Source organism: Vallitalea guaymasensis (assembly GCF_018141425.1).
Classification (GTDB): Bacteria; Bacillota; Clostridia; order Lachnospirales; family Vallitaleaceae; genus Vallitalea; species Vallitalea guaymasensis.
In genome coordinates this window covers 2259485-2274474 of sequence record NZ_CP058561.1, presented here as the reverse complement: position 1 = coordinate 2274474, position 14990 = coordinate 2259485, and the positions used below count along the sequence as shown (strand labels likewise).

The 14990-nt window shown below is 33.1% G+C and carries 12 protein-coding genes; 5 read left to right on the top strand and 7 right to left on the bottom strand.

The genetic code is table 11. From position 1 onward, the window contains the following. Nucleotides 1-44 precede the first annotated feature (44 nt). Nucleotides 45-1322 carry an L-cysteine desulfidase family protein gene (locus HYG85_RS10080; RefSeq protein WP_212693354.1) on the bottom strand — a complete coding sequence of 426 codons (1278 nt, stop codon included), beginning with the start codon at nt 1320-1322 and terminating at the stop codon, nt 45-47. Between the two features lie 160 nt (nt 1323-1482). Between HYG85_RS10080 and HYG85_RS10075 the strand changes: the two genes are divergently transcribed. Beyond that, a complete protein-coding gene (locus HYG85_RS10075) occupies nt 1483-2172 on the top strand; it encodes a Crp/Fnr family transcriptional regulator (RefSeq protein ID WP_212693353.1) in 690 nt (229 codons plus the stop codon). An 87-nt stretch (nt 2173-2259) separates the two neighbouring features. Here the strand turns inward: HYG85_RS10075 and HYG85_RS10070 are convergent, their stop codons facing one another. From HYG85_RS10070 to HYG85_RS10045, 6 genes are all read right to left on the bottom strand, one after another. Further along, nucleotides 2260-4140: a TRAP transporter permease gene (locus HYG85_RS10070; RefSeq protein ID WP_212693352.1), complete on the bottom strand. Its 1881-nt coding sequence runs from the start codon at nt 4138-4140 to the stop codon at nt 2260-2262. A 90-nt stretch (nt 4141-4230) separates the two neighbouring features. After that, nucleotides 4231-5229, bottom strand: a complete 999-nt coding sequence (locus tag HYG85_RS10065) for a TAXI family TRAP transporter solute-binding subunit (protein WP_212693351.1) — start codon at nt 5227-5229, stop codon at nt 4231-4233. Nucleotides 5230-5249: 20 nt separating this feature from the next. Continuing rightward, nucleotides 5250-5645, bottom strand: coding sequence for a PPC domain-containing DNA-binding protein (locus HYG85_RS10060; protein ID WP_212693350.1), 396 nt, complete (start codon nt 5643-5645; stop codon nt 5250-5252). 27 nt (nt 5646-5672) lie between these two features. Further along, nucleotides 5673-7028: an FAD-dependent oxidoreductase gene (locus HYG85_RS10055; RefSeq protein WP_212693349.1), complete on the bottom strand. Its 1356-nt coding sequence runs from the start codon at nt 7026-7028 to the stop codon at nt 5673-5675. Further along, nucleotides 7028-7945 (bottom strand): dihydrodipicolinate synthase family protein, encoded by a 918-nt coding sequence (locus HYG85_RS10050; RefSeq protein WP_212693348.1) that lies wholly within the window; start codon nt 7943-7945, stop codon nt 7028-7030. The genes HYG85_RS10055 and HYG85_RS10050 overlap by 1 nt, the downstream gene beginning before the upstream one ends. 296 nt (nt 7946-8241) lie before the next feature. Further along, the gene (locus tag HYG85_RS10045; protein WP_212693347.1) at nt 8242-9249 is read right to left on the bottom strand and encodes a LacI family DNA-binding transcriptional regulator; all 1008 of its coding nucleotides are present in this window, start codon (nt 9247-9249) and stop codon (nt 8242-8244) included. A gap of 323 nt (nt 9250-9572) precedes the next feature. On the opposite strand from HYG85_RS10045, the gene HYG85_RS10040 reads away from it, so the two are divergent. The 4 genes from HYG85_RS10040 to HYG85_RS10025 all read left to right on the top strand — a co-directional run bounded on the left by HYG85_RS10040 (nt 9573) and on the right by HYG85_RS10025 (nt 14978). Beyond that, the gene (locus HYG85_RS10040) at nt 9573-11822 is read left to right on the top strand and encodes an alpha-amylase family glycosyl hydrolase (RefSeq protein ID WP_212693346.1); all 2250 of its coding nucleotides are present in this window, start codon (nt 9573-9575) and stop codon (nt 11820-11822) included. 83 nt (nt 11823-11905) lie between these two features. Further along, nucleotides 11906-13168 carry an extracellular solute-binding protein gene (locus HYG85_RS10035; RefSeq protein ID WP_212693345.1) on the top strand — a complete coding sequence of 421 codons (1263 nt, stop codon included), beginning with the start codon at nt 11906-11908 and terminating at the stop codon, nt 13166-13168. 72 nt (nt 13169-13240) lie between these two features. Continuing rightward, complete coding sequence (locus tag HYG85_RS10030) at nt 13241-14143, top strand: carbohydrate ABC transporter permease (protein ID WP_113672839.1); 903 nt, start codon at nt 13241-13243, stop codon at nt 14141-14143. Further along, on the top strand, nt 14136-14978 hold the full coding sequence (locus tag HYG85_RS10025; protein WP_113672838.1) for a sugar ABC transporter permease: 843 nt from the start codon (nt 14136-14138) through the stop codon (nt 14976-14978). Before HYG85_RS10030 ends, HYG85_RS10025 begins: the two co-directional genes overlap by 8 nt. Nucleotides 14979-14990: the final 12 nt, after the last annotated feature.

Sequence of the window (14990 nt, the reverse complement as noted above, 5' to 3'; positions counted from 1 at the left end):
CCAGTTGGATAATAATAATAATGAAGGTGATGATATTGTATTCTCTATATTTTGGTCATGATTTTAAGGATCATATCATCGGTTTCTAACATAGCATCACAAGCAATACGGCTCATGTTTTCTATCGTCTTTTCTACTGAATCATAAATGATTCCTGTACCTGATTGAACTACTTTTCCTTCCATAGCTAATTCAGAAGCCATTAATGCAGCATCAATACTTGAAGCAATTTTTATTGCACATGATGGTTTTGCACCATCGCAGATTACACCAGTTAAATTGGCAATACTGTTTTTGATTGTATCTTCAATGTTTTTTAATGTGCCCCCGTTTAAATAAGTGACTGCACAACCTACACCTATCCCTGCCGTAATTGCACCACAGAAAGCAGATAATCTTCCGATTCTTGTCTTAATGTGGATTGGGATAAGATTACCTATTGCCAATGCTCTGTATAATTTCTCATTATCAATGCTATTTTCTTTTGCATATATGAAAATAGGTGAAGTGATGGTTAAGCCTTGGTTTCCGCTTCCTGAATTAATAACTACTGGTAAATCACAACCGCTCATGCGTGCATCTGACCCACCTGCGGCAAAGGCTTTCATCTTTTCCTTTATACTATCTTTGGCATTATGTAATAATGTTTTGCCGACATTTAGACCATAATCATTATTAAGTCCATTCTTAGCTATGGCGATGTTGTAGTCAAGTTCATTCTTGAATATTGGTCTAATAATTTTCAAGTCAACATTGGATATATAATCGACAATACTTTTGATTGTTAACGTTGTACGATCAGTTAAAGAAGAATTAAATTCTTCTTCTTTGCAGGGATTATATATGAGGTTTTTGCCATTCTTTTTTAAACTAGTTACATTAGTGTGTTGATGTATTACTTCAACTTCAGCCCATTGACCATCTTTTTTCATGATTATTTCTATATAAAGTTTTGGTTTTTCTTTTACATGATATACCGTGCAAATTTTTTTGTCGTGTAATTCAATAGATTTTTGAATGATGTCGTCTGTTAATCCTTGGAGTATTTCTAATTGTTTGGTAGATTTTCCTATAATCATACCTAATAGAGCCGAAAATTCTACTCCCATTAAGTTTTTGGTGCCTGGTATAATTATACCTTGAACATTCTTAATAATATTTCCGCTAACATTTACCAATATTTCATCTGGATTTTGTCCTAAGACTTCTACACATCTAGCACTGGCAAGAGCAATTGCTATAGGCTCTGTACATCCTAATGCAAGAATCAACTCTTCTTTTAATATATCTGTATAAATATCAAAATTCTTTTTGTGGTCCATAATTATCTGCTCCTTTTTTGTTTAAAGCATATTAGTAATTCATAATATAAGCGTATTTAAAGGTTGCAGTATATGTCAGTTTATTTATAGCTAAGACTAAACTAGATATTTACATTGACATATACTGTATTTGATGTACAATATTAATAGAGGTGAAAGAATGGATATAAAGAATATTAGTTTAGTATTTCCTGAAATATATGATAAAGCTTTAGAAACTTTAATTCGTCAGCATTCTTATGAAAAATTCTATAAAAAGAATGCTATTTTAACACATCCTGGGGATAACCTCAACTATATTTATTATATTAAGAGAGGTAAAACCAAACATTATATGAGTAATGATGAGGGTCTAGAAAAAACTCTGTATATTCTCAATTCGGGCTGGTTGTTTGGAGAAATGGCACATGCTTTAGGATATAAAACAGGAGTATTTTCTATAGCTGCTACTGATTTGACCTTATATATTATTCATTCAAAGACTGTGGACAAACTATTGAATGAAAGCCTGTTATTTCAAAATGCTATAATACATTGTTTATCTCACAAAATTAGCACCTTAAGGTATGAGATTGAAAATCTCACTTTTAACTCTGTAAAAGATCGAATTAAAAGACTGTTTTTCATGTTTGTGAACACCGAACATATTCTTGATGGTGAATGGTATGAATTGAATTTTAATTATACACACCATGAAATAGGAGTTCTAATTGGTAGTGCTAGAGTTACAGTAAGTAAAACTATTAATATTCTTTATAATGAGGGTTTTATACGTATTGTTAACCGAAAATATCAAATGCATGTAAAAGTTTACCGAGATTATTTTAAGAAAATGCAAACGAATAATTGATAACAAACTAATTATTATTTTGTCTTTATATTATTTTTTAGATTGTCATGAATCTGTTCACCTATCAACTACACTAACATTATGAGGTTAATAATTTTTCTTTTTTAATATCTTTCTGCCTTTTACCAATAATAAAAACATTATTCCGCCTACAGTTAATGAAATTAAGTTTGCTTTTAGCATAAAAATAGCAATTGATAAAAAAGCTATTCTCTCAATAACACTTGTCTTCACATTAGTATTCACATAGCCTTGAATTGCATAAGCAACAGAATAACAAAAGATAAATCCACTAACCCAGGTTACTAATGTTGTTAAATTAAATCCAAAACTGACAAATTGTGAATTGTACGTAAATGTAAATGGTAACACAAATCCTGCTATACCCAATTTAACGGCCTCTAGACTAACTGACATTGAATCTTCTTCTGCAATTCCAGAAGCGGCGTATGAAGCAACAGCAACAGGAGGGGTAATAGCAGAAATGCAAGCAAAATATAAAAGAAACAGATGTGCTGCCAAGGGTTCGATTCCAATTTTAATAAGTGCAGGTGCTATTGCAGTTGCACATATGATATATGCTGCTGTAGTAGGGAGTCCCATACCTAATATAATACATACAAACATAGCCAGCAATAGACTAAGAAGTATATTATCCCTGCCTAATGCTACGATTGTACTAGAGAATTTTAAACCTAAACCAGTTAGGGCAAACATACCTATTACTATACCGGATGTTGCACATGCTGCTACAACCTGTGTGATAGATTTACCTGCACTTCTAAAGCCATATGCCAGTTTAGCTAATGTTAATCTATTTCTTTTATCAAGAAATCCACAAATAATAATCGCAAGTATTGCCCAAATGGCTGATTTCATAGGTGTCTCTTTCATGATAAATAATTGAAATAGAAGTACAATGACGGGAATAAATAATTTCATACCTTTTTTAGCTACTTTTTTTGCATTAGGAATCTTATCCTCCGGCATACCACTAAAGGATCTTTTGATAGCTTCTAAATCAACCATTTTTATTAATACAGTATAATACATAAGGGCAGGTAATAGAGCCGCTAGACATACTGTAGTATATGGTAGACCCGCTATATCTGCTAGAACAAATGCAGCAGCACCCATAATGGGCGGCATAATTTGTCCGCCAGTTGATGCTACTGCTTCTACTGCTCCTGCGAATTTTTTGGGGTATCCTTCTTTTTTCATAAGAGGAATTGTAAAAGCCCCAGTACTTACAACATTAGCAACACAACTCCCTGAAAGTGTTCCGAAAAAAGTGCTGGCAATTACTGCCATTTTTGCTGGTCCGCCTCTTTTTTTACCAGCTAGGGCTATGGCTAAATCTCTAAATATTTCATCAGCACCTGTTGCGCCAAGTAAAGCGGCAAAAAGCACAAATAAGAATACATTGGTAGCAGATACCGCGATAGGTGTACCATATACACCTAAATCACTATATACTGTAGCAACAACTCGCATAAAAGAGTAACCTTTGTGACCCATTATGCCAGATATATTATTGCCAAATATAGCATAAATAATCATTATTGTTGCAATGGATGGTAATATATATCCCAATACTTTTATGGATGCTATCAAAACCAAGCCTACAACAATTATTCCAAAGAATAATACTTGATAAGTTAAAACACTTGTCTGCATAACTTGAGTATAAAAATCAAAGTTAATAATAATATATAAACCTGTTATAAATGAAAGTGCAATTAATATCCAGTCGATGATTCTGCATAAGAATTTGTTATTAGTAAAACCAATATTCTTTGTTTCATAATGTAAAAATATTAAAGCTAATCCTAACATTAAGTGAATAGCGAAGAATTTAATACTTGGTAAAGTATAGATGGTGAAATTGGCAATATGTATTAGTCCTGTAAACACAGAGATTAAAATAGTAAAAATTTTTTTGTATTTGTTATATGTTAGATCGTTCACTTTTTGACCTCCATTAATATATTTAAATGTCTATGTCTATCTAATGATTAGATAAACATAGACATTCTCATTTTATCTATTTTAATAGAATTATTCTTTTGTATATTCGTCTGGAATTAGTTCTGAGGGTACATCGATTCCAACTTCCTCCATATATTTAACTACGCCGCCATGTAATGGAATAGGTGAGTAAATATTATTTTCTGGTACTATATTACTAGCGGCATGATGAATTGCTAATAAGTCTGCTTGATTCTCATAAATAGTTTTGGTAATAATGTATATTTCATCTACAGAAATATCAGAACTTGTACAAAGGAAATTCCATTCGTTTAAAGAAAGAGTATCTTCTTTAACACCTTTATAAGCTCCTTTTTTAATTACTGACTTAGAATAGAAATCAAAGATATCCATAATTTTGTTTTGTTCATCTTCTGTGAGTGCAATAAACTTTAGATCTTTTGTTCCTTCTATTTCCATAATTGCAGGCCATGGTGGATTCATAAATGTTATTGCACAGTCAATAACGCCATCTGCAACAGCTTTTGCAGTAGCTGAATGACCATCATTATGTATTGCGCTAGGTTTGATGCCCATTTCATCAAATATAATTCTTAATGTGGTATCCATTGCGGCGCCTTTACTTCCAAGACCAACAGTTTTGCCATTCAAATCTTTTAACGTCTCGATATCCATGTCAGCCAAAGCATAAATTGTCATTGAAGATGGATACAGTGCAATCATGCCTCTGACTTTGTCATGTGCAACACCATTAGTCCAAGCTGCACTACCTTGATAACCACCGAGAACACTTGAAGTCATAGCAATTCCTAATTCAACATCTCCTTTTTGTAACATTCCAAGATTTGCTGTAGACCCTCCGGTTGTTTCTGTGCTATACATAAAATTATCGGGTAGGTATTTATTAATTAATGTTGTAATTCCACCACCCATTAAATAGAAAGTGCCTCCAACTGATCCGCTGCCTAAAGAACATCTCTTAATTTTTGAGGTATTAGAACATCCTGTTACCATTGCAAATAGTAACACTACTATTACGCTGATAGATAGTACTTTATTCTTTTTCATAACTCATACCTTCTCTCTTATTAGTATATTTCATGTAAAAAAATCTTTAAACCAAGAAAAGCTGTACATTTTCTTAGTCCTCCACCATAAACTTTTTGACCCTTTGTTGAGCAGCTTATATGAATATGGATGAAATAGGGTTTATCGTCATCAGTATAAATTTTTTTCATAATATTACTCATGTACTTTTTTTTCATCACCTCGCCTGAGAAACTTAGTATTTCGCTTGGACCACTTATTGTCTCCCCTTTTAAGTTTGGTGGTATATTGTCATTTTGTGGATTTACCATACATATATCAGTAACAGAACCTATTGCGCCGCTAATATAAGCTTTTTCCCAACCTTTTTTTAATACAAAATCTATGATTTCATTTTTTATATCACCATTTCTTGGAATATTAAGTATATATAGCATGATTATTCTCTCCAATAAACATAGTATTTATTTATTTACTTTTTTAATAGCTTGGCTTGCTGCAATTAGCAATGGATCATAAACTGGTGCTACTGGCGGAGCATACACTAAATCTAGCTCATTTAAATCATTAACCGTCATGTTTGCTGTTATTGCTGCAACTAATACATTTATTCTTCCGGCTACAGATTCACTGCCGATAGCTTGTGCACCTAATATCTTACCGGTTGTACGTTCAAATACAAGGTAAATGTGATTCTCTTTCCCGCCAACATAATAAGATGCTTTATCATTTTTTGTTATACTTATTGAGACTGGATTGTAACCATTGTTTCTTGCTTGTTCTATAGTTAATCCAGTGGAAGCGATGTAGAAATCAAAAACCTTTGTTACCTGAGAAGATAGAATGCCTCTGAATTTTTGGTTTTCTCCGACAATATTAGCGCCAACAAGTTTTCCTTGTTTGTTTGCTGTTGTTCCTAATGGAACATATGTAAATGTATTGGTAATAATATTTTTCATTTGAACGCAATCCCCAGCTGAATATATAGATTTATCGCTTGTTCTCATATAATCATCTACGACTATACCGCCTTTATAACCAATCTCAAGTCCTGCATCTTCAGCAATACGTGAGTTAGGTTTTACTCCTATTGAAAATACAATAAGGTCTATATCTATCTTCTCTTCTTTTGTAGTTACAAGCCCTGTTACTCTACCATCCTCTACTAGAATATCTTGAATACCATTGTTTGTTAATACCTTAATACCATTCGCTTCAATATGTTCTAATAACATTTGAACATAATTATCATTAATAAAGCCAAGTATCTTTGGAGATAATTCGAATACAGTGACTTCAATATCGTTTATTGATAATTGTTCTGCAACTTCAAGACCTATTAATCCGCCGCCTATGATAGCAGCCTTTTTCACATTGTTCTTTCTGATATAATTTTTTATAGCGGTTCCATCTTCTAGATTTCTTAATGTATATATACCTTCTGTATTTACATCTGCAAACTCTGGAATAATAGGACTTGCCCCAGTAGCAATGACAAGCGAATCATATCTTATATCTTCTTTGCCGTTACAACTTGATACTGTTATTGTTTTATTATCTCTGTTGATAGCAGTTACTTTACATCCTGTATAAACATCTATATTCCTCTTTTTTTTGAGAGTCTCTGCGTTTATTGCTACTAGATCCTCTTTTTCATTAATCATGTTTCCAAGGAAATAAGGTAAGCCACATGCACCTATACTTATATTTTCTGTTTTTTCGAATACAGATATTTTAATATTTTTGTTACCTCTCCTTGCTCTTGAAGCTGCACTAAGACCAGCTGCATTACCGCCGATTACGACTATGTGTTTTTCCATTACCTCACTCCATATCTGTCTATAACACCTAGATCATTCATCAGTTTTTCCAGATCACGGTATTTCTGGCCGGTAAATTCCAAATATGGTTTACGCAAATGTCCTCCTGGCAAACCTAATATTTTAAGAGCTGCTTTTATAACTATAGGATTTGTTAATTGATACAAGCTTTCTATTAATGGATAATATTTAAAGTAAAGATTTCTACAGTCTTTCATTTTTTCAACAGAATCCCAAGGTCTGGAAAACGTCGCTACTTCTTCAGGAATAATGTTGCCGCCTATGTTAGCAGTTCCGTGACCTCCTACTGCTAATGTCGGGATAACTATTGAATAATCTGTATAATCACAACACAAAAGGTTAACTTGATTACCACATAACCTTTTAACGTTTACTAACTGTGAAACTTTTGGCATTGCTTCTTTATCAACTATAAAATTACTATTATTTGCTGCAAGTTTTGCAATGGTCTTTGGTTCAATATTTACACCCACTCTTGAAGGATTATTGTAAATACCACAAGGGATTTTAATAGAGCTCATACATGTATTTAAATGCTCATATACTGCTGTTTGAGGTATGAGAAGATATGGCGGTACTGTAAATATTACACCATCTGCACCTTCATGTTCTAAAAATTTTGCAAATTCAACACTCTGATTTGTAGATGCCGCAGAAGCATTGAAGTATACAGGTATTTTATTTTTTGTCATTTTAATAACTTCTTTGACTATACTCTTTTTCTCTTCGATGGATAACAATGTAACTTCACCGGCAGAACCCAGTATAAATAGTTGCGAAGTTCCGTATCTGATTTGCCTTTCTATCAGGATTTCAAATCCTGAATAGTCAATTGAACCGTTGGCTTTAAATGGTGTTGGCATGGCCACCCATGAGCCAGTAGGTTTTTTAACCATTTGATCACCTCATTTATTTTATTGTAAAACTGCATGTGATAATCATATTATATATTCTTGCTAAAGTTATTTCTGTAATTAATAAAACATTGTATATTATGTTACATTGGATTATATTTTATGTCATTAAGTCTATATGAACCTAGTAAAAACAATTAAATTCCTATATTTTAAAATAAAAATAAGTGTAACTGGAAACCATGCTTTAATGGTTTTTAGTTACACTTTCAGAATTAAAAAGAGCTCTGCATAACTAACTATGCAGAAATTCTAAGTGCGTTTTTAACTTAATGACATTAGGATTTTACAGTGGAGCCTCTTTCAATCAACGTAGGCAAAGTAGAATAAGACTGAACCTGAAGATTAGGATTCTTAATCTTTCTTAGTAATGTCTTAGCAGCCTGATAACCCATATCAAAAACATCAATATTAACTACAGATAACATAGGCTCAGTGATACGAGAATAAGGATAATCATCAAAAGTGATTACAGATATATCATCAGGTATCTTGAAATCATTGTATTTAATAGCGTTTACTACACCAAGGGCTATATTGTTATTAGCACAGATTACAGTATCAGGTGTCTTTTTCTCTCGGAGTATCTTATGCATCACTTCAAAACTCATCTCCTTGGAAGAATCCGTATATTCATTATGAAGTAGAGTTCCGTGACTGCGATTTATAATGGTTCTTGCACCTTCCAAACGATGAGCAGATATTTGATCATCTTCAGCTCCGCCTATGAAAGCTATCTTGTTGTAACCCAATTCAATAACATGTTTTGCTGTGATTTCTCCAGATAAATAATTGTTAATATCAACCCAGCATAAAGCGCTGTTATAATCTGGCTTGCCTATAAGCATATGAGGAAAATTGGACTTTGTTATAACACTTTCTATGGTAGGGTCAAATGCCGAGGCATGAATAATGATACCATCAGCACTTTTTTGATAGATTATTTTATCAATGAGCTTAGATATATCTTCCTCAGAATTAGAACTTACAAGAGTCAGGTTATAGTCTTTTTTTGCAAGAGCTTCCTGGATTCCACACATAATTTCAAAAGAATGGGGATTAGTAAAAGCTACATTCTTTTCAATTTTCATCATATAAACGATATTCTTTGTCGCCTGTCTAGCAAAATTCCTTGCTCTTGTATTAGGATAATAGTGTAATTTTTTCATGACAGCTTCAACCTTCTCTGTCGTAGCGGCTGATATTGGAGAGGATTTATTTATAATCTTAGATACTGTTGAGATGGATACTCCAGCTTCTCGTGCCACATCTTTTATGGTTGCCATAAGATCAATCCTTTCTATTTTTAGGAAAACATTATACTTAAATAGTACAACGTTTTCCTAAAAAAGTCAAGCTAAATATAGCTATTTTGTTGACATTTATAATATGTGAGTGTATAATTAGTGTAAAATTACCAATTAATCTATATTTAATATTCAAGTTGATAAGGAAAACACTTTCCTTGATTGGTAAAAAAATATGTCTTTGAAATATTCCCAGTTTTAACGTATTTCAAACTCTAGAAATTAATCGACCTCCAAGTATAGCTTTAACTAGAGTTTCAAATAAATAAGTAAATAACATTAACTTATAGGAGGATTTTAGAATGAAGAAGAAAATAGTAGCTTTTTTCATGGTTATGATGTGTGTAGTTTGTCAGTTGAATGTTCCAGTTAGTGCTAGTACTTCGGCACTTGGACCTGTTACACCTAAGGATGTGGTATATCAGATTATTACTGACCGTTTTGCAGATGGTGACCCATCAAATAATGTACCATCATCAGCTCAGCTATTTGATGATAGTAATAACGATAATAAAGGTGATGGAGATGACTTAAAGCTCTATCAAGGGGGAGACTTTCAAGGAATAATTGATAAAATACCTTATTTAAAAGGTATGGGTGTAACTGCAGTTTGGATTAGTGCACCTTATGAAAATCGTGACACACCTATTATTGACTATCAACCAGGTGGAAGTCAAGATATATGGACTAGTTTCCACGGTTATCATGTAAGAAACTATTTTGCAACTAATAAACACTTTGGATCAATGAAGAAGTTTGAACAATTAAGAGATGCCCTACATGCTAATGGAATCAAACTTGTAATTGATTTTGTAACAAATCATAGTAGTCGTTGGTTGAATCCAACAGATAATTTCAGCCCTGAAGATGGAAAACTATATGAACCTGATAAGGATTCTAATGGTAATTACGTATTTGATGCTAATGGAGAACCAGTGGATCTTAATGGTGACGGTCAATTAGAGAATCTATTGGCAGACCCACATAATGATACACAAGGATTTTTCCATGGTCTAGGAGACAGAGGTGGAGATACATCATCATTTGGTTTCAGACATAAAGAGTTAGGTTCATTAGCTGATTATTCTCAAGAAAATGGTGTTGTAGTAGAGTACTTAGAAAAAGCAGCTCAATTCTGGGTTGATAAAGGAATTGATGGACTTAGACATGATGCGACTTTACATATGAATCCTGCATTTGTAAAAGGTCTAAAAGATAGTATTGACAGTAAGAGTAACGGACCTTTGACACACTTTGGAGAATTCTTCATTGGTAGACCTGATCCAAAATATGATGAGTATCAATCATTCCCAGATAGAACTGGTGTCAATAACCTTGACTTTGAGTTTTTTAGATGTATAACTAGTACATTTGGAGATTTCAGTACCAGCATGGCTGATTTTGGTAATATGTTATGTTATACAACTAGTGATTACACTTATGAAAATCAAACAGTTACTTTCCTTGATAATCATGATGTAACTAGATTCGGTTATTATCAAGCACGTAGAGAAGTTTACAATGCAGCATTGGTAGCGCTTCTTACATCAAGAGGAACTCCTAATATCTACTATGGTACAGAACAGTATATGACACCTAACACAAATAGTGATGTTGGGGGAAGAATGTTCATGGAAGTAGATTCAAGTTTCAATACATCTACAGATGCTTATAACATCATCAAGAACATGTCAGACCTAAGACAAGAAAATGATGCATTGGCTTATGGAACAACACAAATACTTTATTCAAATAATGATGTATTAGTTATGACACGTAAGTTCTTTGATAAAGAAGTATTAATAGCTATAAATCGTCAGCCTGACAATTCAGTGGCAGTTAATACTAATGTAACTACTGGTTTTGCAGATGGTAATTATAATGATGAACTTAATGGCATAATGAAAGCCTGCGGAATCGTAGTTTCAAATGGTGGTAAAGTGTATGTAGGTACGTTACCAGGAGGATATGCAGGTGTATGGTCTTATAATCCTAACAATAACGGACCTAAGATCGGTAATGTTATGTCAACTATGGGGCGTGCAGGAAACAAAGTTTATATCTATGGAAATAACTTAGATGGAAACGTTGATGTGAAATTTGATAATGTAAGTGCATCAGTTGTTTCAAATACAGCAAATTATATAGAAGCTATAGTACCTAATGTAGCTGCTGGTGAAGTTAATATTACAGTTACAAATAATGGAAGTACAAGTAATACTTTTGGATATACAGTTTTATCTGGTGACCAAGTACAGACTATATTCCGTGTGAATGCCAATACTGGTTTTGGTGATACAATTCATGTTGTAGGTAGTATTCCAGAGCTAGGTAATTGGGATACCAACAAGTGTACAGAAGCTATGATGAATCCTAACTATCCACAATGGTTCTTACCAGTTAGTGTACCAGCCAATACTTCTTTTGAATTCAAATTCATTAAAAAAGATGCCAATGGTAATGTAACTTGGGAATCAGGGTCTAACAGAGTATTTACTTCTACATCCGATATTAACGGTACATCTGAAACACCTGTTTATAATTGGAACTAGGTAATAAAGAAAGCATGTAAATTAAAGCATTTCACTAGAAGCCATAGTGAAATGCTTACAATCACAAAATGGGAGGCATTAACATGAAAAAATTATTAGCTATCTTACTGATTGCCACTCTATGCATGAGTACTATTGTAGGTTGTGGCAAGAAAAAAGAGGAAGACAAAGATACTACTACAAATTTAGAAAGTGAGAACACTTCGGGGGATAAGAAAGAAGAAGCTAAAGAACCAACACATATTAAAATCTGGTACGAAACACAAGAGGCCATAGCTGAAGAACTTCAAAAAGAACTTGATAAATTGGCTCCAGAGATAGTTGTATCTGTTGAAAGAAAAGAAAAGTTGACAGAGACTCTAAAACTTGTTGGAAATGATCCAAGTAGTGCACCTGATATGTATTTCTTTGCACATGACAAGATAGGAATATTTGCTGAAATGGGTATTTTATCACCTATTACCAACTTCATTCCTGAATCAACATTTGATGATTTTATACCTATGACTGTCAGCGCAGCTACTTATAAAGATCAAATCTATCAATTACCTATTTACTTTGAATCTTTGTTGTTCATGTATAACAAAGCTCTTATGAAAGAGGCTCCAAGAACAACTGATGATTTATTGGCTTATATGGAAGTTAATACAAAAGATGGTAATTATGGATTTGTTGAGCAGCATAGTACAGCTTATTTTACTGTAGGATGGATTCATGCTTATGATGGATTCGTTATCAACGATAAAGCTGAACCAGGTCTTGATCTTAAAGAAACAAAAGATGCTATCAAATATCATAAACAATTTGTAAAATATATGCCAATAGATGGTGATTATAATACCATGACTACATTATTCAAAGAAGGTAAGGCTCATTCTACTATTGGTGGACCATGGTTAATTCCAGACCTAGTAGAGAATGGAATTGATATTGGTATAGCTCCTATGCCTGTTGTAAATGAAACATTAAAAGCTATCAGTCCATTTGCTGGTATCCAAGGTATATGTGTATTAAAAGGAGCAGAAAGCAAGAAGGAAGCAGTAGCGAAAGTTCTAGAACAGTTATCTAAACCTGATATAGGTATCAACTTAGCAAAAGCTATTGGTTCAGCACCAGTAAACAATAACTGTTATGAGGATGATGCAGTCAAGAGTAATGAGATCGTCATGACACTTAAAAAAGCTTCTGCAACAGCAGTACCAATGCCTAACGTACCAGAAATGGATGTTATGTGGGCTATAACTGAGAATCTATTATCAAGTGTAAATAAAGGGGATGCAGATCCTGTGACAGCTTCAGATGAAGCTCAGAAAAAAGCACTGGAACAGATTGAAGCTATGAAATAAATAATACAGAAGGGGTATCCCCCTTCTGTATACCAATATGAGTATAAGTGACATTAAGGCAGGTGTGCAGAAATGAAAAAAAGAGGTTACAAGAAGATTATTCCATATATATATTCTTTTCCTGGTTTGGCATTAATAGGTCTTATGATTGTTTTTCCTATCCTCTATACTGGATATATCTCTCTTACCAATATGAATGTATATCATTGGTTTGATTTTCAAGTAATTGGATTTCAGAATTATATGAAAGCATTATTTGTACTAGATACAGGATTCCTTACTGCTTTTGGTAGAACGATTATATGGACTATTGTCAACATGGTATTACAGATGGTTATAGCTTTTATTATAGCAAGTTTATTGAATGTGGAAGGTCTTAGATTAAAAGGGTTGTACAAGACCATACTTATGTTTCCTTGGGCAATGCCTGGGTACATATCTATTCTTTTATGGAAAATGGGAATGTTTAATACAGAATTCGGGTTATTGAATCATTGGCTTAATAAGCTGGGTTTTGCTAATGTACACTGGTTAAACAGTAATAATATAGCTTTTGCTTCTTCGGTTATGGTTAATCTGTGGTTGGCATTACCTTTTATGATTATGATTATAGATGGAGCATTACAAAGTATTGATAAAGCATACTACGAAAGCGCAACAATTGAGGGTGCAGGTTATTTCAGCAAGGCAAGAAAAATTACAATACCCCTGTTAAGACCTATTATTGCACCAGCGGTTGTTATTACTATATTTACTACTTTCAAGCAGTTTGATATTATCTATCTGCTAACACAGCAACAAGGTTCTAAGACAGGAGCGGATATTCATACAATCATTACTTATACATATGAAAAAGCTTTTGTTACCAACAATTATGGGTACAGTTCAGCAATATCCATAATTATATTTATGATATTGATTATATTCTCGTTGACCATTCGAGGCAGATTAAAAGGAGGAGATGTAGATGCATAGAAGAACAAAACATAGAATCAAGATGAGTTTGCTCAATCTATTTTTTATTGTTGCATGCCTATTATGCATTGTACCTATTCTTTACACTTTATCTGTATCCCTGAATGGTACTAACAATATATTGAGTGGATCTTTTTCTTTTGTACCTAAGGAGTTTACACTTGATAATTATAAAGCAGTGTTATTTAACAAGCCATATCTCTTATGGTTGAAAAACACATTAATATTGGTTGTGGCTACAGTTACTATATCATTAGCGGTAGCTATACCAGCTGCCTATGCTTTTTCCAGATTTAGATTCATTGGAAGGAAAACTATTTTGTATATATTGATTATACTTAATGCCTTTCCATCAATCTTATCCATGTTTGCCATATACCGTATATTGATGCCTATGAAATTAGTGAATTCTTATCTTGGATTGATCTTGATATATGTGGGAACCATGGCTATATTTGGTCTTTGGAACATGAAAGGTTATTTTGATACGATACCTATAGAGATTGAAGAAGCGGGTAAAATAGACGGAGCTAATGATTTTCAGCTGGTAACTAAGTTGATTCTGCCATTAGCTAAGCCATCAATTATAGTTACAGCGGTTATGATTATTATCTTTGTATGGAATGAATACATATTCGCAGTTACTTTTATGACAGGTGCAGAAAAATATACTTTAGCTGCTGGATTATATGCTCTTCAAGCAACCCAGTATACACGTAATTGGCCTATTTTCTCGGCTGCATCACTATTAACAGCTATTCCTATACTAATTATTTTTCTGGTAATACAGAGAAATATGGTTTCTGGACTTACAGCAGGTGGTGTAAAAGGATAATTTTTCAGTAAT